This window comes from Cyanobacteria bacterium FACHB-DQ100, assembly GCA_014695195.1.
GTDB lineage: Bacteria > Cyanobacteriota > Cyanobacteriia > Leptolyngbyales > Leptolyngbyaceae > Leptolyngbya.
This window is the reverse complement of sequence record JACJNW010000034.1, coordinates 161,476-185,072: the sequence shown is the minus strand read 5'-3', so window position 1 is coordinate 185,072 and position 23,597 is coordinate 161,476. Positions and strand designations below refer to the sequence as shown.

13 protein-coding genes are annotated in these 23,597 nt (G+C 49.1%); 3 read left to right on the top strand and 10 right to left on the bottom strand.

Going from position 1 to position 23,597, the window contains the following annotated elements; translation table 11 throughout:
• The first annotated feature begins 152 nt into the window (after nt 1-152).
• Nucleotides 153-3,410: a maltose alpha-D-glucosyltransferase gene (treS, locus tag H6F51_19670; GenBank protein ID MBD1824691.1), complete on the top strand. Its 3,258-nt coding sequence runs from the start codon at nt 153-155 to the stop codon at nt 3,408-3,410.
• A 204-nt stretch (nt 3,411-3,614) separates the two neighbouring features.
• On the opposite strand, the gene H6F51_19665 is transcribed toward treS, so the two are convergent.
• The 7 genes from H6F51_19665 to H6F51_19635 all read right to left on the bottom strand — a co-directional run bounded on the left by H6F51_19665 (nt 3,615) and on the right by H6F51_19635 (nt 17,991).
• Nucleotides 3,615-4,973, bottom strand: a complete 1,359-nt coding sequence (locus H6F51_19665) for a glycosyltransferase family 1 protein (protein ID MBD1824690.1) — start codon at nt 4,971-4,973, stop codon at nt 3,615-3,617.
• An 85-nt stretch (nt 4,974-5,058) separates the two neighbouring features.
• On the bottom strand, nt 5,059-6,129 hold the full coding sequence (locus H6F51_19660) for a glycosyltransferase family 4 protein (protein ID MBD1824689.1): 1,071 nt from the start codon (nt 6,127-6,129) through the stop codon (nt 5,059-5,061).
• Nucleotides 6,130-6,862: 733 nt separating this feature from the next.
• On the bottom strand, nt 6,863-12,616 hold the full coding sequence (locus H6F51_19655; GenBank protein ID MBD1824688.1) for a response regulator: 5,754 nt from the start codon (nt 12,614-12,616) through the stop codon (nt 6,863-6,865).
• Nucleotides 12,617-12,802: 186 nt separating this feature from the next.
• A complete protein-coding gene (locus H6F51_19650) occupies nt 12,803-15,451 on the bottom strand; it encodes a HAMP domain-containing protein (protein ID MBD1824687.1) in 2,649 nt (882 codons plus the stop codon).
• A gap of 258 nt (nt 15,452-15,709) precedes the next feature.
• Complete coding sequence (locus H6F51_19645) at nt 15,710-16,240, bottom strand: chemotaxis protein CheW (protein ID MBD1824686.1); 531 nt, start codon at nt 16,238-16,240, stop codon at nt 15,710-15,712.
• 12 nt (nt 16,241-16,252) lie between these two features.
• Nucleotides 16,253-16,618, bottom strand: a complete 366-nt coding sequence (locus H6F51_19640) for a response regulator (protein MBD1824685.1) — start codon at nt 16,616-16,618, stop codon at nt 16,253-16,255.
• A 128-nt stretch (nt 16,619-16,746) separates the two neighbouring features.
• Nucleotides 16,747-17,991 carry a DUF4388 domain-containing protein gene (locus H6F51_19635; protein ID MBD1824684.1) on the bottom strand — a complete coding sequence of 415 codons (1,245 nt, stop codon included), beginning with the start codon at nt 17,989-17,991 and terminating at the stop codon, nt 16,747-16,749.
• A gap of 230 nt (nt 17,992-18,221) precedes the next feature.
• On the opposite strand from H6F51_19635, the gene H6F51_19630 reads away from it, so the two are divergent.
• Nucleotides 18,222-19,931 (top strand): hypothetical protein, encoded by a 1,710-nt coding sequence (locus tag H6F51_19630; GenBank protein ID MBD1824683.1) that lies wholly within the window; start codon nt 18,222-18,224, stop codon nt 19,929-19,931.
• Here the strand turns inward: H6F51_19630 and tilS are convergent.
• Genes tilS through ccsB form a run of 3 tightly spaced genes read right to left on the bottom strand, consistent with a single transcriptional unit; the run spans nt 19,928 to nt 22,331 of the window.
• Nucleotides 19,928-20,893, bottom strand: a complete 966-nt coding sequence (gene tilS, locus H6F51_19625; protein MBD1824682.1) for a tRNA lysidine(34) synthetase TilS — start codon at nt 20,891-20,893, stop codon at nt 19,928-19,930. The genes H6F51_19630 and tilS overlap by 4 nt on opposite strands.
• 49 nt (nt 20,894-20,942) lie before the next feature.
• Nucleotides 20,943-21,335 carry a KGK domain-containing protein gene (locus H6F51_19620; GenBank protein ID MBD1824681.1) on the bottom strand — a complete coding sequence of 131 codons (393 nt, stop codon included), beginning with the start codon at nt 21,333-21,335 and terminating at the stop codon, nt 20,943-20,945.
• Between the two features lie 36 nt (nt 21,336-21,371).
• Nucleotides 21,372-22,331, bottom strand: coding sequence for a c-type cytochrome biogenesis protein CcsB (gene ccsB, locus H6F51_19615; protein MBD1824680.1), 960 nt, complete (start codon nt 22,329-22,331; stop codon nt 21,372-21,374).
• A 184-nt stretch (nt 22,332-22,515) separates the two neighbouring features.
• Between ccsB and H6F51_19610 the strand changes: the two genes are divergently transcribed.
• Complete coding sequence (locus H6F51_19610) at nt 22,516-23,535, top strand: adenosine deaminase (protein MBD1824679.1); 1,020 nt, start codon at nt 22,516-22,518, stop codon at nt 23,533-23,535.
• The last annotated feature ends 62 nt before the right edge of the window (nt 23,536-23,597 follow it).

The window sequence follows — 23,597 nt, the reverse complement described above, 5'->3', positions numbered from 1 at the left end:
TTTACTAAACTCTGTGAGCAAAATCATAATTCTATGGACGGAAATTGAATCACCAAAGCAATTTGTGAAGAATCAGTCTTAGGAGGATGACGAAAATTCCTAAAACCTCCTAGCGTAATACCGTAATTTCAGCAATTCTAACGGCGACGATGATGCAATCTTCAACGCTCAACTACGATCCTCAATGGTACAAAGATGCCATTATTTACGAAGTTCCAGTTCGTGCTTTCGCAGATAGCAACGCCGATGGCATCGGGGATTTTCGCGGCTTGACTGAGAAGTTGGATTATTTGCAAAATCTGGGTGTAACGGCACTTTGGGTGCTGCCCTTTTTCCCGTCTCCGTTGCGCGATGATGGCTATGATATTTCAGACTATACCAGCGTCAATCCGATCTATGGGACGATCGAAGACTTTAAGGACTTTCTAGAAGCCGCTCATGCCCGTGGAATTCGCGTCATCATCGAGCTAATCATTAATCACACTTCTGATCAGCATCCCTGGTTTCAACGCGCTCGACGTGCCCCAGAAGGCTCTGTCGAACGAGATTTCTATGTCTGGAGCAACACGCCTGAAAAATACCAAGAAGCACGAATTATCTTTCAGGACTTCGAGGTTTCTAACTGGACATGGGATGCAGTGGCTAAATCTTACTTTTGGCATCGCTTCTACTCACATCAACCCGATTTGAACTATGACAATCCGGCAGTCCAAGAAGCCGTGTTTGAGGTCTTAGACTTCTGGTTAAAGATGGGGGTCGATGGCTTGCGAATGGATGCAGTGCCCTATCTGTATGAGCGAGAAGGAACAAACTGCGAGAACTTACCAGAAACCCATGAGTTTCTGAAGAAACTACGTCAGCGCGTGGAAAAAGACTATCCCGAATGTATGCTGCTGGCTGAGGCAAACCAATGGCCCGAAGATGCTGCGGCTTATTATGGGGATGGCGATGAGTGTCATATGAACTTTCACTTTCCATTAATGCCGCGATTGTTTATGTCGGTGCGAATGGAAGATAGTTTTCCCATCAGTGATATCTTGCAGCAAACACCAACCATTCCAGAAAACTGTCAGTGGGGTATTTTCCTGCGAAATCACGATGAACTGACTCTAGAAATGGTTACAGATGAAGACCGAGACTATATGTATCGCGTCTATGCTCAAGACAAAGACATGCGAGTCAATCTAGGCATTCGACGACGATTGGCACCGCTACTTGGAAACGATCGCCGACAAATCGAACTGTTAAACAGTCTATTGCTCTCCTTGCCGGGAACCCCGGTGCTGTACTACGGTGATGAGATTGGCATGGGCGACAATGTGTATGTAGGCGATCGTAATGGCGTTAGAACGCCGATGCAGTGGAGTGACGATCGCAATGCTGGATTTAGCCGCGCCAATCCCCACAAACTTTACTTACCGCTGATTGTAGATTCTGAGTACAACTATACAACCGTGAATGTTGAAGCTCAGCGATCGAACCCGAATTCGTTGTTAAACGCAATGCGGCGCTTGATTGCAACTCGAAAACGGTTTCATGCTTTTGGACAGGGAGAATTTCAGCTATTACACCCGGAAAATCGTAAAGTTTTAGCATTTACCCGCGCCTTCAAAGATGAGTGCATCCTAGTCGTTGCGAACTTATCTCGCTTTGTGCAAACCGTTGAGCTTGATCTCTCTGCTTTTTCTGGTTTTGTTCCGGTTGAGGTCTTTGGCAGAACACAGTTTCCAGCCATTGAGGATGCACCTTATTTTCTCAGCTTAGGAGGCTATGCGTTTTACTGGTTTAGCCTCAAACCCCAAGAAGTTGAAACGATCGTACCTTCAGAATTACCCACATTGCGATTAGTTGGAAACTGGCAAAGCGCGTTGACACAATCCACGAGTAAAGCTGCCTTGGAAACAATTCTGGTTAATCATCTAATGCAGCATCGCTGGTTCCGAGCAAGAACCCGCCCAGTGCAATCGGCTCAGATTGTCGAGTCGATCACGATTCCGTACCAAACTCATGAAGCTCAGATGGTTTGGCTACAAGTAAACTACCTTCAAGGGCAGCCTGAAACCTACATTGTGATTGTGGCTCATGCAGATAGTAATCGAGCTTCGTCTTTGCCGGCTGAATCAATCATTGCTCAAGTTGAAGGAGACGGGGTATTGTTTGCAGCGATCGCTGATCCAGCATTCCTAGTTGGATTGCTCGAACGGTTCTCAGATGGCGATCGCTATCCCGGTCAATCTGGACAACTGAGCGTGAGCGCGATCAGACAGTTTCCAATGCTGGAAGCTTCCTTGCTCAAAGGTGAGCATAACAATACATCGATCATCTACGGTGAATCGGTAAAAACCAGTGCAGAAGCTGCTTATATTCTCAAATTGTTCCGCATTGTTGAAGAAGGCATTAACCCGGATGTTGAGATGCGGCAGTTTTTACAGTCGCGATTTACTCAAATTCCTGCCATTGTTGGCACACTCACTTATCAATCCCCTAGCAAGCCACCTTCAACGATCGCAGTTCTGCAAGAGTTTATCTCGGATGCGCGGAATGGTTGGGACTATACATTAGATAGTCTTCGTACCTATTTTGATGCAGTTACCTCCTGTGAGAATGGAGCTTGTACGCTACAAGAAAGCATTCCAGAAGCCGCCCAGACTGCGCTTGGAGCCTATCTTGTCAATATTCAACGCTTGGGACAACGAACGGCTGAATTGCACATCGCTTTAGCTTCTGATTCTGAAAACCCCGACTTTAAGCCAGAACCATTTACCTCTTTGTATCAGCGATCGATTTACCAGTATGCTCGTAATCTCGCTGGCCAGGTCTTTCTCGCATTGAGAAATGAGCTATACCAAATGCCAAACCCCCAACTCGCGCAGAAAGTTTTGGGACAATACGAGCCTTGTCTAGACCAATTCCGCAGCGTTCTGAATCTAAAAATTACGGCAATGCGGACTCGATATCACGGAGACTATCATCTCGGACAGGTGCTTTACACCGGAAAAGATTTTCTGGTGATTGATTTTGAAGGCAATACTTCGCGGAGTTTGAACGATCGCCGCATGAAGCGTTCTCCTTTACGCGATGTTGCCGGAATGCTGCACTCATTTTATTTTGCAAGCTCGATCGCGCTAAACAATGAAATTAGCAATGCAGAATTTGCGCCGGATCAATTGGAGAACATGAAGCAATGGGCAGAAGCCTGGAAACAATGGGTCAGCACCACTTTTTTGGATGCTTATCTTGAGGTCGCACAGCAGGATGGTTTCCTACCGCAGAATTCTGACGAACTGCAACGATTGTTAAATCACTACTTACTAGAAAAAGCAATCTTTGATCTAGGAAAAGCATTGACCCAATACTCTTCTCAGCTTGACATTGCTATGCTGAGAATTCTCGAACTCTGCTCGGTCTAATACCAAATCAAACTGCAATGTGACGACAGTTCAGTTTCTTCTTTAGCAATTTGAATTGACGTGAGTCTCCAACAAAGATGCGCCCTTCCCACAGGCACGCCTTCGTTGGAGACTCACGTTAAATTGATATCAGGTCGTCGCGTCTAGGGAAGCACTTCTTAGTCGAGAAAACCTCGATCGAGAACTAGCAGAAGAGCTTAGATTCTACGAAACCTTTAAAGGAATCGAATTCACCCGCGAATAGGCAACTTTTCTCGGAGCCAAAATTACGCCGTCATTCATAATCGACTCCGCCAACGATCGCCGATACAAATCACTCAACTGCACCGCAACGCCCGTCCAGCTAAAGTTCTGTTGCACCCGTTCCGATGCTCGTTTGCGTAACTTTCTCGCCCACAATTCATCATCCAAAATTCGCCCGATCGCCATTGCAAACGCGGCGGTATCTTGAGGCGGCACTAACAATCCCGTTTCTCCTGGAACCACTGTAAATTTCAAACCGCCCACATCCGAAGCCACCACAGGCGTTCCACACGCCATCGCTTCGATCGCCACCAATCCAAACGGCTCATAATGGCTCGGAATCACGCAGACATCCGCCGACGTGTAATAAAGCGGTAAGCGATCGTGCCCGACTCTTCCGGCAAAAATTACATTCCCTGCAATTCCCAATTCATTCACCAATTGCTCAATCCGTTGGCGCTCCTGCCCATCAGATTGATCAGAAGCACTACCTCCCACAATCACCAAGCGTAAATTCGTAGGATCAACAGCGTTTCGGTAAATTAACTCAAACGATCGCACCAGCGTTTCAATTCCCTTACGCGGATCGAATCGTCCCACATACAATACAACTTCATCCGTCGGCTTCAGTCCTAACTCCTGACGCGCTTGCAGTTTTGGGATCGTATGAAATCTGCCCAAATCGGTGCCACAAGGAATCACTTCAATCCGACCCTCTTGCGATACCCACGATCGCAGCATCTCTTCTTCTTGAGGACTTGTTGCCACAATACAACGCGCCTGCTCTAGAATCTGTTTCTCCACAGCCAAACGAGTGTCGGCGATCGCAGGACGATTCGGAACCGCCTGATACTTCACAGCACCCAGCGAATGATAAGTGTGAATCAATTCAACCTTGTGGGTCTTTTGCACCTCTAATCCTACCCAAGCCGACATCCAGTAGTTCGTGTGGATGAGCGGATAATGATGCTTTGCTTGGTACTGAAGAAACGATTCCACAAACTCCGGCATCCACTCAAACAACTGATCACGCGGCACAAACTTCTCCGCGCCTGCCTTCAATCGAATCGTGCGGCAATGGGGAGTATGCTGCACGATCGTCTCATCGTTCGGATTTGCTTTGCGGGTGAACAGATCCACCTGCCAACCCAAGCGAGAAAGCGCTTCTCCAACTTGGCGCACATACACATTTTGACCCCCCGCTTCTTCCCGACCCACTTCAGCCGCCGGATCACCATGTTCAGAAATCAACGCGATCGGCTGTCTCGGACTCTGCAATCGACTTTGAACCGGAGCAAACTTTTCATTGATTATAACCATTACTTCTACCTCCACAAATTTGAACAATGGTGAAGGATAAACCGTGCTTACCCTTCATCCTTCTGCGTTACGTTCTCTCCGTGGCTCAATTGAGTTGACCGACTAATTGCTCACTTGCAGGAAACATAGTCTCACCGAGCAACTGCCGATATACAGCTTCGTATCCATCGGTCATGCGCTGTACGCTAAAGTTCTCGATCACATGCTGACGACACATGGCACGATCGATTTCTGCAAGACGATCCAAAGCAGCAACACAGTCGTCGATCGTTTCACATAAAAATCCAGTCTTGCCATCTTGAACCACTTCTGGAACTGAGCCGAGGCGCATCCCAACCACGGGTGTTCCTGCCGCCATCGCCTCGACCATGACTAAACCAAACGGTTCTTTCCACGTAATTGGGAATAGCGTTGCCATTGCTTGCCCCATTAGCGTATTTTTCTCCACATGGTTCGCCTCGCCCAGATACTGAATTTGCTCACCATCGATCTGGGGCGCTAACACTTCCTCATAAAACTGACGATCGACAACATCGATCTTACCTGCCATCTTTAACGGGAGTCCTGTGCGTTTAGCAATCGCGATCGCGTGATCCGGCCCCTTTTCTGGTGAGAGCCGACCGAGAAACGCGAGATAGGGGGGATCATTCGGCTTGGCGTAAAACTTGTAGCTATCCACATCAATGCCGTTATACACCGTTGCAACACAGTTCAGACCCAAGCGCGGATCTCGCTGTGCATCAGAAATACTGACATAGGACTGCGATCGGGCATACGAGAACAGCTTTTCGTTATCCGGAGTAAACACGCCATGTAGCGTATGAACGGTTGGCGTTGTCGCAAATTGTGCAAAGGGCAAAGCCGCAAATCCCATGTGAGAATGAATAATATCAAACTCGTGCGAACGCTCATACACCTGAGCAAGTTGCAGGGACTCATACACTTGGTATTCCTTCACGGTTGGGTCAGTCCGAATCGCACGGGGATGTACTGATTCCAACTCCGCTAAGGTTAGGGAGTCACCCGTTGCGAATAATGTAACTTCATGACCTCGACGGACTAATTCATCGGTTAATAAGCTCACAACTAATTCAATGCCACCATACGCCGGGGGCGGAACGCGCTCCCACAATGGGGTAACTTGGGCAATTCGCATAAAAACCTCCTACAAGGTCAAACAGCTTGGTCGCCTCACATTTGTCAGAGACTCTCGATCATTTGCTTCCTAGGAGAGCTAAGTCAGATTTAGTCTAAAATTCAAATTCTGCCAAGGCGGTGATTCCGACTTGACAGGGTGAAAAACACCACTATCACTGCTGAAATACTACGTAAATACTACGAGGCGATTTCAGCAAAAATACTTAACTAAACAGAAAGTGTTCGGGTGGTTAATCGATGCCTGAGCATCGATTCTGATTGAAGCGACAGTTCATCTCTATGTGACACTATAGCAGGATTAGAGCCGCATCTGCTACGCAGCCTTCCTTCCGTGTTCGGATATTACGAATCTCGACACCCGACGATCGCGCGCTCGCCAGAACTCTACGCCCTTCCTTAATGACATCTAAAGTAATTCATGTCGCTTTTTCTACAAAGTTTGAGAGATATAAAATTTTGTATCGGGGCTTACTTGCTAAAAAAGTTTCACTCAAATCTGTAGACATATTCTTGAATTTGTAGGTTATCGCAAAAAAGGGGGTAGCGATCTACAGAATTAGGAATTTGTCCAATTCATTAAAAAAGACGGAGCTTTAACGGCTCCGTCTCAGCCATAGCGATCCTACTAGAGTTGTGAGCGCTAAAAAAGTAGGGAGGAGGGGGCTGAAAAGGAACGGCACTCCACCTTCACAGCTGATTTAGGATCGCTATAGGTCGCTAGGAATCCAACCTCAACCGTTTCCAGGGCTGTTCGCAGAGATTAGCACCTCTCCCTTGAGCATCCGCTGTGCCGCATCAAGCAGCGCTTCTTCTAAGTATGGCTTGGTAAAGTAACCACTTGCGCCCAGAGAAGCTGCCATTTGGCGATGTCGATCGGCACCCCGCGAGGTCAGCATTGCGATCGGGAGATTCGACAAGTTCGGGTCTTTCTGAATTCGCGATAGCAATTCCAGTCCGTCCATACGGGGCATCTCAATGTCACAGAACACAATGTCACAGGGCAGACCCGATCTCAGTTTTTCCCAAGCTTCCTGACCGTCGCGGGCTTGCTCCACCCGATAACCGACTTTATTGAAGGTCATCGATAGCAATTCGCGGACTGTAATCGAATCGTCTACGATGAGTACCATTGGCTCGGTCTTCACTGCCGCCGTCTCAACGACAGGTTGAGCCGTTCCTTGCTCCCAGATTGGGCCTGCATCGCGACGAATTCGACCCAGTGACAGGTCAATCAGCTCCAATACATCCGCGATCGGCATAATCCGCCCATCTCCTAGCACCGTCGCACCTGCAACACCGATCGGTTTTGGCACGGGGCCTTCAAGCTGCTTGATGACGATTTCTTGTTCGCCTAAGACTTGATCGACTTGTAGCGCTAGATAATTTCCTGCGCTTCGTAGAATCACGATCGAAACCAAGTCGTCTTCCTGATTGCCCCCGTAAACCGTTCCTCGACTGAGATGACGGTTATAGCTCAGCAATTCTCTCAATGGGCGCACAGGCAGCACTGTATCACGCCAAGTAATACAAGCTTGTCCCTCTGCATCGGTATGAAGTCGCTCTTTCGGAAGGTCGAGCATATCTTCAACGCCATCCATTGGGAAGGCAATGCGGGCACGATCGCTAATACAGCACAGCGCTTTAGAAATACTCAGCGTTAAAGGCAGCCGAATCGTAAACGTGGTTCCTTTGTTGTGGGCTGAATCGATGCTAATCGTGCCTCGAATCTCGCTGAGACTTGTCCGCACCACATCCATGCCCACACCACGCCCCGAAAAATCATCAGCTTGATCTTTCGTACTAAATCCAGGATGGAACAGCAAATCGTAAATATCGAGACGAGTTGCATTCTTTGCTTCTGCTGCCGTGATCAACCCTTTCTCAATCGCTTTCGATCGCACCCGTTCCACATCAATCCCTGCTCCATCGTCCGAGACCGAAATCACGGTTTGGTTGCCTTGGTGAAACGCTCGAATTGTGATTCGACCTGTGGGTGCTTTTCCTGTGGTGTAGCGGACTTCTGGATTTTCGATTCCATGTGTGATCGCATTGTTTACTAGATGCGTCATCGGATCGTATAAATGCTCCAGAATCATCTTGTCGATCAGCGTGTCGCGCCCTTCGATCACCAGTTCTGCTTGTTTGCCGCACTTCATTGCAATATCGCGAACTGCACGCGGCAAGCGATCGGCGGTTTGAGCAAACGGCACCATTCGCGATCGCGTCAATCCTTCTTGCAGTTGCGTTGTCACCTGTCGGAACATCCGCGTCACTTGATCCGCTTCATCGACAATAAATTCGATATCCGATGAAGACTCCCGCACTCGCACAATCAACTCGATCATTTCTTGAGACAGCGAGTGGAATCCGGTAAAGCGATCCATTTCTAACGGGTCATACTCGACTCCGAGCGAGTTGCCGTTTGCGCTCCGGTCTGAACCCCCAAACGCAACGCGGCGATTTTGACGACTTGCCAGCAACGAGCTTTCGAGCAGCGATCGCTCGTATAAATCCTGCATTCGCTGACCGACATCACTCAACTGCTGCACCTGATACAGCAAATTATCGAGCGACTGCCGCAACCGCTCTTGGTCTTGCTCTAGGCTATTACGGTTGACTACCAGTTCCCCGACTAAGTTGCTCAGATTGTCGAGTTGCTTGATCGGAACCCGCATTGTTTGTTCGTTGAATCCTCTTGCCACACGGGTTGAGCGGCGACCGGGTGGAGTGGCAGTACGGCTTGCAGCAGAGCCGCCCATCGTCATGTCGGCTTCCTCCAGCATCTTCTCTAAGTCGCCGAATTCTGCCTCTGCTTCGTGGGCTGCGGCAAAGTTGAGCGAGGCTGGGTCTGAAGCATCCCCAAGGAGCGATTCCAGGTCATCGAACTGATCGATCGCAGCGCTGGTAGGGGTGGCCTCCTCCAGTAGAGACTCTAACTCATCTAGATTGCCGGATGTTTCATCTAGTTCTGAAGCAGGTAAGTTGAGAAGATCATCGAGACTATCTGCTTCGGCTGTCGTTGGGTCGAATTGGAGGGCGGCAAATCCTGCTCCTAATCCAGCGATCGTGGCTGCTCCGAGTCCTGCATCAAGAAGCGGATTGGTGTCGCTAGTGGGTTCGCTTGGCAACTCAACCTCTGCAAGTAAAGAGTCAAGCTCATCTAGGCTAGTATCACTAGAATTTGCGAAATCACGATTCTCATCTCCTAGATCTACTAAATCTAGATTAACTTCATCGAAGAAGCCGCTTTGATCAATATCCAGTGTTTCTTCGGTCAAGGGTTCTGCGCCCAACTGATCGAAGTCAAGGTTGGATAAATCATCGAGAATAAGCGATGTGTCTTCTGTTAATTCTGAATTAGGCTCTAAGCCGCTTAGCTGTGGCTCTACATCCGGTGCGCTCAATAAGTTGTTCTGCAAGACTCCTAACTCTTGCTCCAACAAGTCTGGTTCGCCTAATGACTCAACCTCAGCAAAATCATCAAGGTTGAATGATTCTAACAAAGGCTCCTCGATCGACAAATCGGTTGAAGGTTCAGCGGAAAAATCCAGCAAATCAGCGATCGGGTCTTCCAAACTTAACGAAGAATCGCTGATAGACTCAGCCCCCATGAGAGCATCAAAGCTGAGTGACTCTTCTAGCGAGGCTTCCTCGATCGACAGGCCGGTTGAGGACTCAGAAAAATCCAGCAAATCAGCGATCGGGTCTTCCAAGCTTAACGAAGAATCGCTGGTAGACTCAGCCCCCATGAGAGCATCAAAGTTGAGTGACTCTTCTAGCGAGGCTTCCTCGATCGACAAATCGGTTGAAGGTTCAGCGGAAAAATCCAGCAAATCAGCGATCGGGTCTTCCAAACTTAACGAAGAATCGCTGATAGACTCAGCCCCCATGAGAGCATCAAAGTTGAGTGACTCTTCTAGCGAGGCTTCCTCGATCGACAGGTCGGTTGAGGACTCAGAAAAATCCAGCAAATCAGCGATCGGATCTTCCAAACTTAACGAAGAATCGCTGATAGACTCAGCCCCCATGAGAGCATCAAAGTTGAGTGACTCTTCTAGCGAGGCTTCCTCGATCGACAGGTCGGTTGAGGACTCAGAAAAATCCAGCAAATCAGCAAGCGAATCTTCCAAATTCAGTGAAGCACCGTTCCCGGAGTTGGCTTCAGTATCAAGCAGAGATTCAGGTGTTGAAAAATTCAGTAAATCTGCAAAAGAATCTTCATCTTCTAAGCTTCCTAAAGATTCTGAGTTGATAGCTCCCTGACCATTTAGCGTGTTCTCTTCGTCCGTACCAAGTTCGCTAAATTCGCTGAGGCTAAGTTCGATTTCTTCGTCAAACTCGTTCCATCCGTTTAATGTCGCTTCTGCTTCAGCCTTTGGCTGATCTAAGAGATGGTCAAGTTCAAAATCCGTAGAAGAAATCTCAGATTCATTAATATCGAAAGTCGAATTCTCAATCGGAGCGTCGTCCGTAATCTCTCCAGAAAATAATGAGTTGAGGATTTCATCTTCTTGGGCATCCAAATCTAGACCTGATTGCTCTAAGTCTTGTGCCGCAAACCCCGAATTTTCTGTACCATCAGCATTGAATAAATCCGCACCCTCCACAGAAGGTTGCATTTCCGTTGACTCAAACAAACCCTCAAATTGTACGGAATTAGCACCTGCTTCTAGATTCAGGTTATCCCACGGATCAGGAACCAGTTCTGATAAACCGTTGAGCTGTGTTGCCTCGGTGAGTTCGCTTCCTAATGATCCAGCGGAATCATTGTCTAAACCCAATAAATCAAAGCTGTCGAAACTTAGATCTTCAGGAGCGCTAGTTTCAAACATTCGATCGAGATTCGCTGAGTTTAATGTCTCGATCGACTCTGAAGGGTTTGCTTGATTTAGTGCCGATGGAAAATCCAGGTCTGAGTTGTCTAGCCCAGCAAATAGCTCACTCAAATCTTCCAAGGAATTGTCGCTTTCTACATCAAGCTGATTGGCAGAATCATCTTCAGCCTCTTGCGACAACCCCAGTTCATCAAAATCTAAGTCGGATGCAGTCGTCTCCGTTACGACAACCGCCTTGTCGAGTGGAGCAGCACTCCCTTCAAACTCTGTTAAATTCTCAGAAAAATCTAGTAGCTCTTCGATCTCAGCCTCAGAGGTTAAGTTTGGCGCATCGAGTCCGTCCAAAAGCTCATCTTCAAATAAATCTGCTAAATCATCAATCTGGGCGTTTGCCTGAGTTTCACGCTCTTCAGAAGATTCAGATAGAAAATTTGTAAAATCATCTACCTCTGCATCTAATTCCGCACTCGATATATCAGAAAGCGCTGCAATATCAAGCACTTCCTCCTGCTCCCAAGTCGCCTCTAACCCTGGTAGCTCATCCTCAAATAAATCCGCAAGGCTGTTCAATTCCTCCATGCCCACATCAGGACCCTTTTGATTGAGGAAATCAGTTGCTCCTGGTGCTTGTTCTAAATCGGGTAGATCAAACAGTCCATCCAGACTTAACCGATCTGGTGAGAGCGCATCCGACTCGTCCAAATCAAATAAGCGATCAAAATCTGAAGCCTCTGCTGCGGAGTCGTCTGCTGCAAACTCTAAAATTGAAAAATCAAGGTCGTCTGAGGAACCGCCCTCTGCGATCGCAAAGAAGTCTGCTAAGTCTAACTCCATCTCAGCCGCGCTAGTGGGCGCAGGAACCATCGCCTGTAGCTTCTGGCTAGCAGTAATTTCCTGAGCGCGTCCCGCTAAAACCAGTTCTTGAGCTTGCTTAATCTCAGGAATTAACACCTGTGCAAGATCACGATACGAATTCACAGGATTCGCGATCGCCCGACTTGCCATCTCAATTAATTGACTCCATTGCGTCACTCCGAACGCCTCGCCTAGCCCCCGTAAACCCTCACAGATGCCCTGTAGCCGTTCCCGCGCATCCAGCATTGTCTCAGCTTGCCGAAATGTTTGCAGCATCTCACGCAGTTGTGCGGGCACATCATTCTGGAAGATCACCACAAGCGTAGGATCTCCCACGGGAGATTGAGTAAAGGTCGAGCTAGAACGAACTGCCTGTTGTAGCTGAACCAGGTGCTGCTCGACCTCGGAAAATACAGGCTCTAGCTGGGTTAAAGACGCTTGTGCGGTTGCCTCGTCTAGTCCAGCAGGAGTCTGTAGCTGCTCTAAATAGCCTTTGAGCGCATCATACACTCTTAACAAAAGCGTCTCCAGCTTGTGGTCTGGCTGAATGTTGGGAGCCTCTTTAAGTACCTTGAAATAATCTTCTAAGCGGTGAGACGTTCTCTGTATGCTGTGAAAACCCAACATTGCAGCCCCACCCTTAACCGAGTGAGCTGCCCGGAAGACTTCGTTCACCAGTTCTGGATCTGCCATCATGCCTCGCAGATTCAGCAAACCCTGCTCGATCGTATTGAGGTGGTCTTTTGCCTCCTCAATGAAATAGCCCATGATTCGCTGCTGTTGTTCCGGCTGCATCGCACTGTTCCTTTGCTGTAGATGAGTAATCTCCGTCGAGCCTGGTTCAAGTTGAACGCGGAAGTCTCTGGGATGAAGATGACCCAGTGGGGATCGGTTGAGTCATCGAGGTGGGTTAACCCGGAGTGATTTTGATTGGCTTCACTGTAGCCGAAGTTCCTGGGTCGGGCGCATAAAGTTGAGCGCTTATTTACGCTCTGCGGTTTCCACGCGGAACCGTTCTACTGAGGTGAGCAAGTCGCGGGCAACACCGACGAGGTTTTGCAGTGAACCAGACACCCGCTGCGCTTCTTGCGAAGTTTCTTGTGCGGTGAGTTCCACCGATTGCATGACCTGAGCGACGTTGCGCGAAGTTTCGGTCTGCTCCACTGTATCGGCAGTAATCGATCGCACTAACGTATCAATCACGCTCGACACCTGAATAATATCTTCGAGCGATCGTTTGGCTTGCTCTGCCAGTCGAGTCCCCTCAATCACCTGCTGGGTTCCTTCTTCCATCGCGGTCATTACGGAGCCAGTTTCACCTTGAATCTGTAGAACGATTTGCTCAATCTCTTTGGAGGCTTTAGCGGCGCGGTCTGCCAGTTGTCGGACTTCATCGGCGACGATCGCAAATCCTCTTCCTGCTTCCCCTGCCCGCGCCGCTTCAATACTCGCGTTCAGTGCAAGCAAGTTGGTGCGGGAAGCAATCTGAGAAATCAGCGCTACGATCTTAGAAATTTCTTGCGAGGATTCCGCCAATCGTTTCACTTTGCGAGTCGTTTCTGCGACGGTTTCCCGAATTTCGAGAATCCCTGCAACCGTTCGTTCTACGGCTTCGCCACCTTTCAGTGCGGTAGCAGATGCGGTTTTTGCGACTTCTTCCGCTTCACGAGCACTTTCTGCCACACGCTGAATTGAATTCGTCATCACCTGCACCGAGTTCAGCGTCACCGCCAGTTCTTCGGCTTGTCTAAGGGCATCAGAGGACAGACTGCGAGCAAACATCTCGTTTTCGGTCGAACCTTTGCTTACTTGGCGCGCTGCTTGCTTCACCTGCTGAACGATTTCGCGCAGGTTTTGAATCGTGAGGTTGAAAGAGTCGGCAACGGCTCCCAGCACGTCTGCGGTGACTTCTGCTTGCACCGTCAAATCTCCCCGCGCTGCGCCTTCTACATCGTCAAGCAGTCGAATCACTTGGCGCTGCAAATCTTCTTTTGCCTGCTCTTGCTCTTCTGCTTTACGCTGTGCTTCGCTTGTGGTTGTGGAGATGATGCGCGTCATCTGATTGAATTCGGCTGCAAGATGACCGAGTTCATCTTCGGCAAAGACCGAGGCGCGGGCGCTAAAGTGACCTTGAGACACCGCTTGAAACTGCGCTCTGAGGTCGTTGGCCGATCGTTTCATATGACGCGCCGTGAGTTGCCCGACAGCAAGCGCCGCACCGCCACCGCAGACTCCCCCTGCTAACGCCATGATGATCCCCGTTGTCCGTAGTTGCGAGACGACAGCCCCATTATTCTGCTGTGCAGCTTGATTAGATGAGACAAAGCTCACAACCGCCACCGCGATCGCTGAGACAATTCCTGCGGCTCCAGCCGCGATCGCCTGCTTGGTGGCAAATGAGGCATTTTCCAGGGGGGCTAACCAACCCTGCTCAACGGTGGGTGTGGGGTCGGCAACCGGTGCATCGACCTGAGTGGTAAAGCTCGGAACCGGTTCAGCAGTGCTGGAGATGCTGAACAGTTCGTCTTCAGACAGTTTCGCACCTGCACCGTTTGAAGAGCCGAAGCCTGGGTCTTGGACAAAATCAAGGTCGGTGCTATCTGAAGCGGCTGACAGATCTGAAGAGAAACCAAAGGCACTGCCGACCGAGGGACTGGTAAAGCCGGCAGAATCTTCAGACAAGTCAAAATCGGCTAGATTGCCGAGGTCGTCAAAGTCTTCAAAATTGTCAAGAAAATCAACGTTGCTTTGGCTGCCGGGAGCTACAGGAGCGCGATCGTTCGGTTCATCGTCGATCGGGGCAAACTTGCCCTGCTCAGCCGGAAAGTCAAACTGAGCCGCCGCTTGCTCATCGTAAAAACTGGGAGCTGCCATAAATAACGTATCTTCGCTGGTGTCGCGGCTTACGATCGGACTGTGACCCAGATCTGCTTCGCTAGAGATGCCTGGGTTGGTTGAAACAGTCGTCATGCCGCTGGGAGTTGCGTGATCGTCTGCTGCGAAGACTTGATCAAAATCATCTAGAACGCTTGAAAAGTCAGTGTTTGCTGTGAAGTCTGATTGAGCGAGAGTGTCTGAAGTGTGACTGGGTGAGATCGCGAACGGATCGTCTAAGCCAAAATGATTGTGCTGCTTTGAGCCGTTTCCATTTTGAAGACTTTTGTGACCGTTGTAGTTTGCCTCAAACGGATCGCTAAATAAAGCGTCATGCTCGGTATTTGCATTAAATCCGTCATCGTGTAGCACAAGGTGATCAAGCGAGTTTACATCAGAAGCGGCAAAACCATTGGACTCCCCGAATGCTGAGTAATCGGTTTCTAAGTTTGTATCACCAATGCTATCTACTCCATTTGCTGCAAACTGCCCCGCATAGGCCAATCCGCTATTGGCGTAATCGACGAACTCTGGGTCAGAGGTCAGCTTCAGCACCGATTGATACTGCTCTTGTGCCACATCGTATTTCTGAAGTCCGTAGCAGTAAATGTGACCACGCAATAATCGAGCGCTTGGATCGTCAGGATAGTGATCGACTAGACGATCAACAATGCCTGCGGCTTCTTCATACTTGCCCTGCATATAGGCTCGCTCTGCCTGCTGATATTCTTGGGCAAACTCATTTCCTCGTGCCATATGCCTCCTCCTGCAAGTACGTGCTGCTCTGAAAACCGGATTTGAAACTGGGAGCAGTTAGGGTAAAGTGAAAATGATACATACTCTGATAAATTGCGGCGCAACCAATTAAAACGTTTTTCAAGCGCTCAAGTTTCTGATGTGCAGCATTAAAGTGTATCTCGAGCAGAGAACCTCTCTTGAAAGGAGAATTCCCTAGATTCTTCACAGAATCAACATATTTTTCTAAATTCAGTGTCGATCGGCTTGACACGCTCCTCATGCTGCCCACCGTGCCGATCGTAAGATCGAAACTTGATCGAGCAGCCGCAAACATTGCCCCCCTTCTTGAGCGAGAACCCATTCTCCCCGTAGAAAAGGTGCAACAGAGTCAGGAACGGCGGTTGCAGCTTGTACATGGTCAATATCAAGCCACTCCATCCCCAGAATGCGATCGACCGCCAAGCCCAGCATAATATCTTGATCTTCGATCGCGATCACTGAAATTTCTGGGCGATCGGTGTTGAGTGCTGCCGCATCGCCTAAAAACTGCCCCAAATCTGCCACCCAAACCACTCGACCTCGAACATTCAGCGTTCCGAGCAGGAGCGGCGAAACATTGGGAACAGGCGTAATTCGATCCGGTGAGGGAGAAAGCACTTCGCGAATTCCAGTTGCAGGCAAAGCAAATTCAGCCCCCGACGGTGTATAGAAGCGCAAATGCAACTCACCTTCAGGGCTTTCTAGCTCTTGAAATTCGGGCGCTTGATCCTGCCCTCTTCCGGTTAAGAAATCTGGACTTCCTACCATTACCTCTATTTCCTAACTACGCAACAATTGTTTCACCGTACCCACGAGTTCGGTCGGCTGAAAGGGCTTGGCAATATAGGCATCTGCGCCCTGCTTCATGCCCCAATAGCGATCGAACTCTTCTCCTTTTGAGGAACACATCACGACAGGTACTTTTTGAGTCTTTGGATCTGCTTTAAGCCGACGACAGACCTCGTACCCATTCATTCGAGGCATGACGATATCCAACACCACTAAATCGGGACAGTGCTTCTCAATGTGTTCCAAGGCTTCTACGCCATCGGTCGCGATCGTCACGGCGATTCCACTGCCTTTGAGTAGATTCGTAATCATTTCTCGCTGAGTGACGCTATCTTCCACGACTAAAACTGTACTCATAACCCCCTACCTGTGAGCTTGGCTGAACCGATGACGGGAGGGACTAAGCCCCGTTTACCTTGAATCCTTACTAAATAAAGTACCCGCAAATCTTGAAATAATCTGATTTACTGCAAAAACAAGTATTTTTACGAGGGATTTAAACGAAGCTCTGCTTCTAAAGCATCCAAAATTTGCGCGGTTGTTGGAATTGGGTCAGGTTGTCCAATCCCAATATATTTTTCAAGCAGCATCAGAATTTCATGTTCTCCAAACGGTTTGGTTAAATAATCAGTTGCCCCTACCATTCGCGCCCGCACCCGATCGATAAATCCATCTTTGCCGGTCAACATGACGATCGGGGTGTGCCGAAATGCGGTCGATTGTCGCAGCATGGCACAGAGTTCATATCCATCTAGCTCTGGCATTGCAATATCGCACAGAATAAAATCGGGCTTGAGTTGAAACACCAAACTCAAGGCACTCAGTGGATTTTCGATCGTCGTAATTTCGTAACCATTGCGATTTAGCATTAATTCTACTGCCTTCCCAATCGTTGGGCTGTCATCAATGCAGACGACTTTAGGAGCCTTGATCTGCAAAGACAGTTCCGAAGCAGGCTGTGAGGGTGAAACGGCGTGGTCGGCCTGTAGCCAACCGCGCTGAAGATACGGATAGACTGCCCGTGCAACCGTAGAAATATCACGATTCAGATATCGAGCGATTTGGCGAATGGAAGTTTGTCCGTCCAGGTAGCGATCAAGTGCTTGAAACGTGGCTTCGGGAAGTGCGGCTTTAAGTCTTGCTGCCTCTGCAATCAAGAGACATTGATCCGGAGAATGAAGCTGTGGATGGAGCTGTTTCCACTCTTGAATCTGCTTCAACATTTTCATCGCTAGGGGTGCAATTTCCAGCGTTAGCAGTTGAGGGGTCAGTGGATTTCCTAGCTCAAACACAAATGAGCCTTGATGGAGACTGAGCAAATCAAACAGCGTCTCCTGTACCATGCCTCGGAGAATACTGCGCCCTTGAGCGGGTGTGACGAGATGATTTTCTAGTAGTGCCCAAAGACAGCCGTACTCTGGGGTGTTGAAGGTCGCGATCGACGATGCCGGAATTTGGTCGATCGTGGCTTCTAAGCGATACCGATGTAAATAATCGCGTAAGCGGGATAAATCCGACTCTGTTTCCCCGGCATAGATGATCTGACCGTTGAGAAAAAAGACAAACCAGGACGGATAATGATCAACGCTACTGTGCCGAAGGTGACGACGATTGAGCGCACCAGACGATTGCGGCGAGTAAGCCTCAACAAATAATTCACCCGTGCGCTGACCGAGTTCGATCAGTTGCAGAATACTTCTGATATCAATTTCGCTTAACTGTCCTTGCATGAAGGGATGCCATAGGTCGGGGGACGATCGACATTCACAATGCAGCTAAATTGAATCTGCGTGAATTGACCCCACATTGTATCCGCTAATGCTGGGGTGTATCGAATTTTTTAAAGATTCGGTTTTTTGGGGTATCGAGTGATCAAAATTTTTGATCAGATGGGTAGAACGCAGCCAGTTCGGGCACATTAAGCGAAGCATTGAGCATCGATTAGAAGAGGGCTATTAGTGTGCTGTATCTAGCAGAAGTGGTTCAGAAGAAAGGCGGAATCATGGGCGGTGGCAAGTCTGAACTGAAGTTACTGGCTTGTCAGCGAGCAGAGCAAAATTGGAGCGCGATTACCGCAGAGGAGATTATTGCTGCGGATGAAGCGAGTAAGTTTGGCTCTGGGACGCTCTTGCTCGTCGATTTGACTGGCAATAAGCAGGTACAGCGGGTTCAAGAAGCAGGTCGCCCGATCGCCAACATTCTGCAAACGTTTTCACGGCTGCAAGACAAAATCAAGACTAAAGAAGTCGAAATCGAGCAGTGGAACGAGTCGCTGACGTACCAGAGTCAGGAATTGACCCGCCGGGAAATGGAAATGGAAGCGCGGCAGGAGGAGCTAAAAATCCTGGAGGCTGAATGCCAGCAAATAGAGCAGCAGCGCCAGGAGTTTGAAGCAGAGCGGGAAGAATTGGCGCGCCAACAGCAGGAGCTAGAGCGCAATCGCCAGGAATTAGAGGGGGCATGGGAGCAGTTACATGGACAAAAGCGCCAGTTAGAAGAGCAACAAGCAGAATTATTCGGGGCTTGTGTTCTGGATGAAGCGAAGGCACAGGAACTTTATCAATGGCTCGATCGCTTAGTCGAATCTGGGACATCGCCTGAAGCGATGCAGCAGTGCCATGAGCTACTCAACTATCAGCAAAGTCTCCTAACTCATCACTGGCAAACGCTAGAAGAGCAGCGGCATTCGGCGGAACAGATGCGGCAAGACATTGACCAACAGGCACATCATCTGGCTGAGCAGTGGCAAGCCTGGGAGCAGGCACAAGTGTCTCTTGAACAAGCCAAAATCGAGCTAGGAACCCAGCATTCTCTTTTGCAGAGTCAGCAGGAGTTTGCTGGACTGCTCAGAGCACAGATTGAGTATCAGACTCAGTTGCACCAGCAACTTCAAAACATGGTTGAAGGGGTCGATAGTGACGCACCGATCGTCGATGTGCAAGCGCTGGAAACCATGGATCTTGGAGAACTGCGATCGATTGTGCAAGGAATGCAGCGTGAGTTTGATCAGTCCTCGCAATTTGTGCATCATCAGGATGAGGAGCTTCGGCTGAAAGAGGAGGAGATTCAGGCACTCAAAGACAAGATTGCTCAGGTGAATGAGTTCGATCGCATGAGCCTTGAAACGGAGCTAACCGATGAGCAGGATGCTTATGAATTTCTACATCAAACTTTAGTCGGTCAGCGCCGCAGTTTAAGAGAAAAAGAGGCAATTTTGCGCCAACATAAAGCGGTGCTAGTGCGGCGCGGTGGAGCAGAACCCGATGGAGAACGCGAACTAGATTTTTCGATCGTCTTTTCCCAAATTGAAGCACAGCGCCAAAAGCAAGCTGAAAAATTACAGCAAATCGAAGCACAGATTCAAGAGCTTGAGTTAAAAACTCAACAACTTCAGCATCAAATCAATGAGCAATCGGGTGAGCAAGATGCCAAGCGCAGCGAATTAAAGCAAATTGAAGCGGCATTACAAGTCCAAAGAGTGACAGCGGCGGAACTTGCGGGTAAAGCTTCGCTGTACCAAGAGATGCTACAACCGGTTCAAGATTCGATCGCTGCAATGGGGCAGCACCTTGAAGCGATTGCACAGTCCGAGGGACAACATCACGCGATTGGGGAAATGAAAGCAGTGATTGCGAACCTCACTCAGAGTCCACAGTATGCAGTGGCTTAAGAAATCTGACTGAGACAAATGAAGTTGCCACGGACTTGCGCGATCGTCGTTTTGATCAATGGATCGGTGCGCGATCGGTTTGGCGCAGCGATCAGTGCAACCAGTTTTTCAACTTGCTCAAAATTGGGATTGAAGTTGAGCGATCGCGCTAAAAACTGCCGCATCACTCGGCGCTGGAGGGCGATCGGAGCTTGACGCAAAACTTGACGATCTAAACCATCGGGTGAAATTGCTTGTTCGTAGATTTCATAGGCAGCATTCTCTAAATACTCGACTTCTGCGGAGAGAAGTTCGATCGTTTGGGCTAAGTGTTGCTCGGTTTGAGGATTAAAATACGTTTTTAGATAGGGAATAAGTTCCTGTCGAATTCGATTTCGAGCATAAGTCAGATCCGAGTTTGTGCTGTCTTCCCAAATTTGAAGATGACGATCGCGGCAGAAGTCACCGGTTTGAGATCGGGTCAATTCCAATAGTGGACGCACTAGCGTTTGAGTTGAGCTGAGCGATCGTGTCCAATGAAGGGATTGCAATCCGTCGGCTCCGCTGCCGCGAATTAAGTTGAATAAGAGCGTTTCAGCCCGATCGCTTGCCGTATGTCCCGTGACGATTGCGCTTTTGCCTGAGATCGATTGAAGCTGAGCATAACGCCATTCTCTAGCAGCCGCTTCGCTGCTGGGCGCAGAGTCAGCAGTCTTTAGATAAAACGGTAGGTTCCACTGTTGAGCTAGGGTTGCTACATACTCGGCATTAGCTTGGGAATCAGAGCGCCAGCGGTGATCACAATGCGCGATCGCGAGTTGCCAATTCCAGCGAGATCGTAAATCTACAAGCAGTTGAGCAAGGCAGAGTGAATCTTGTCCACCAGAGACGGCAATGACGATCGATTGATTTTTGTGTAAGAGCTGGCGTTGGCGAATTGTGCGATGAATTTGAGCATGGAGCGGTGTCCAAGATTGCGCCATATAGATAGAGAGACGCTAGAGACGCGATTAATCGCGTCTGTACGGAAGATTAGTAATCGTCTTCGGCAGCGTAAATATCGTCAATATTTCGGGGGCGGAGTCGATCGGTGAGCGGTTCAGGCTTGCCCAAAGGCTCAGGCTGCCGAGCAGAAGAGCGCTCCGGTAATCGTTCTTGGGGTCTAAGCGGCGCAAATTCTAACCGGATTCGGACTCTACCTCGTTGCCATCCTGCACCAGAAGTGAGCCGCAGCGCCTCGCACTCTAAGCCTTCATCAAACCAAGCTTCACAATCTTCTGACCAATCGCTTGAGTTATCGCTGACGGCTTGTGCCAGCTCATCTAGAAATTCGCTGACTTTGAAAGTCGGATTGCCCATCAAAACGCGACCGCGATCGACGAACAAGACTTCATCTTCATTCATTGGGGTAAATCCATTATCCATGTCGCTTTTCTATCCTCGCTCCCGTTCTCTTGTGCATTATAAGAACCATCCGTAGCTATGGAGTCCTTTACCGAGCAGATTCACGCCCAAATAGCAAACCCAAACCACGACGAAGCCGACTGCGGCGAGAATTGCAGGTCTCCGACCCTGCCAACCTTTGGTGATCCGGGCATGAAGATAAGCTGCAAACACAAGCCAGGTAATGAACGCCCAGGTTTCTTTTGGATCCCAACTCCAGTACGATCCCCAAGCTTCGTTTGCCCAAACGCCGCCTGCAATAATGCCGATCGTCAATAGCGGAAAGCCTAACCCAATGACGCGGTAGCTGATGTTATCTAAGGTGTCGGCTAAGGTCAAGCGCTGAGGAGAAAGGGTTGTGCGCTCTAAAACGGCAGTTCCGCCAGAGTTCGCATTCATTTCTTCTGAGCGGTGCAGTTGGTAGGATTTTTCGCGGTAGCTGCCCGTTCCGATCGAGCTTCCTCGGAGTTCGATATTTTGTCCGCGAGTAATGACGAGAAAGGCGATCGCCAGTAACGATCCGACCATCAGCGTGGCGTAGCTCAACATCATGACGCTGACATGCATCATTAACCAGTTGGATTTCAAAGCCGGAACCAGAGGGGCAGAGGCTTGCATCGTGTCGGGTAGAGTGAGGGCTGCAAATGCCGTAATTGCCATCGCAACCGGAGCCGTAACGACTCCAACCAGCTTACTTTTGCTCATGTTCTCAGCGATCAGGTGCATCGTAGTAATGCCCCAAACCAGGAAAAAGAGCGATTCATAAAGGTTGCTCAGGGGAAAATAGCCCGCTTCGATCCAGCGAGCGGCAAGCAGCGTCGCGGTTGAAAGGTTGGCGATCGCCATTCCTGCGGTGCCTAAAGCCGATGCGTAAGGAATCTGTGGAAAGGCTGCACCGACCCAGTAAATCAGCATCGTGGCAAATAAAACGGCAAAGGATAAGTTATCTAAAATCCCTTGAAGCGCAACCAAATCCATTTGTGTTTCCCTTCGAGTAAGTGTCGGTCTCCTTACTATTGTATAAGCCTGTGGAGCGAGAAGGGTTTTACCGGTAGCTGTACTCAGGGTGTAAAAAATCGATTTTGGTATTACAAAGAGCCTGTCAAGTTGAGAATGACAGGTCAGAATAGGAACAATCATCAGAATTGATACAGAGGTTTCCGTGGCTTTATACGCAGAATTGCATCGTCACTTAGGCGGCTCGGTTGTCCCTCGCATTTTGTGGCGCTATTTAGAACGCAGCGAATCGGAATTAATCGATCGCTTTTCCGCTTATGCTGAATTTGAAGATTTTTACACTCGTCCGCGTAACACGCTCGATGAGTATTTGGAACTGCATACGATCGTCGAAGGTGTGCAAACGGCTGAGGCGTTGCCCTATTTCATCTATCGCTTGATGCGGGGCGCGTACATTTTCGAGAATTTGGCGTACTTGGAACTTCGCTATACGCCTTATTTGCGAACGAATCCGAACTTGGATCAGTCGCATCGCATCGAGCAGATGATCGAAATTGCTCAGATTGTCGGTCGTGCCAGTCAGTTGAAAGAATATCCGATCGTCAGCAGTCAGATTCTCTGTATGCACTCGAAATTGCCGTATGAGGTGAATCGAGCGATCGTGGAGTTGGCGGCTCAGATGCCGGAGTATATTTGCGCGATCGATTTGGCGGGCGGTGATTCGTATTACGGGGAACGGTTGGAGGAGTTTATCGGGCTGTTTGAATATGCGCGATCGCTCAATCTCCATACAACTTGTCACCTGTACGAAACGGAAGGCAATTATCCCGAACTGCTACCGTTTTTGGATCGGATCGGGCATGGCATTCAAATTCCGCTCCGTTACCCACATTTGCTGGGAGAAGTAGCGCAACGAGGTCAGTGCTTAGAAGTCTGTCCGACCACTTACCTGAAAACGGGGACGCTTCAGGAAGTTCGGCAACTGAAACAGGTGTTTGATCAGTGTTTTGATGCAGGCGTGGATATTGCGATCTGTACTGATAACGCGGGTCTGAATGATGTGCGGTTGCCGTTTGAGTATGAAACGCTGCTGACTCAGGATGTGATTGGGTTTGAAGAGTTGGAGGTTTGTCAGGATGCGGCGTTCCGTCATGCGTTTGCGTGGCAATATGCACAACGTCCGGCATCGTTGATCGATCGGCTTTTGAAGTCTGAAGCGAGTTAGAAGATTGGGAAGATGGGGAGAAACACTCTCCATCTTTTTCATTCTGCTCTGATTGCTAGTAC

What these genes read in the sequence shown, in the direction of transcription:
- H6F51_19635 (MBD1824684.1), bottom strand. Translation starts at nt 17,991, where the DNA reads ATGCAAGGACAGTTAAGCGAAATTGATATCAGAAGTATTCTGCAACTG.
- H6F51_19620 (MBD1824681.1), bottom strand. Translation starts at nt 21,335, where the DNA reads ATGGATAATGGATTTACCCCAATGAATGAAGATGAAGTCTTGTTCGTC.
- ccsB (MBD1824680.1), bottom strand. Translation starts at nt 22,331, where the DNA reads ATGGATTTGGTTGCGCTTCAAGGGATTTTAGATAACTTATCCTTTGCC.
- H6F51_19655 (MBD1824688.1), bottom strand. Translation starts at nt 12,616, where the DNA reads ATGCAGCCGGAACAACAGCAGCGAATCATGGGCTATTTCATTGAGGAG.
- H6F51_19665 (MBD1824690.1), bottom strand. Translation starts at nt 4,973, where the DNA reads ATGGTTATAATCAATGAAAAGTTTGCTCCGGTTCAAAGTCGATTGCAG.
- H6F51_19640 (MBD1824685.1), bottom strand. Translation starts at nt 16,618, where the DNA reads ATGAGTACAGTTTTAGTCGTGGAAGATAGCGTCACTCAGCGAGAAATG.
- tilS (MBD1824682.1), bottom strand. Translation starts at nt 20,893, where the DNA reads ATGGCGCAATCTTGGACACCGCTCCATGCTCAAATTCATCGCACAATT.
- treS (MBD1824691.1), top strand. Translation starts at nt 153, where the DNA reads ATGCAATCTTCAACGCTCAACTACGATCCTCAATGGTACAAAGATGCC.
- H6F51_19650 (MBD1824687.1), bottom strand. Translation starts at nt 15,451, where the DNA reads ATGGCACGAGGAAATGAGTTTGCCCAAGAATATCAGCAGGCAGAGCGA.
- H6F51_19645 (MBD1824686.1), bottom strand. Translation starts at nt 16,240, where the DNA reads ATGGTAGGAAGTCCAGATTTCTTAACCGGAAGAGGGCAGGATCAAGCG.
- H6F51_19660 (MBD1824689.1), bottom strand. Translation starts at nt 6,129, where the DNA reads ATGCGAATTGCCCAAGTTACCCCATTGTGGGAGCGCGTTCCGCCCCCG.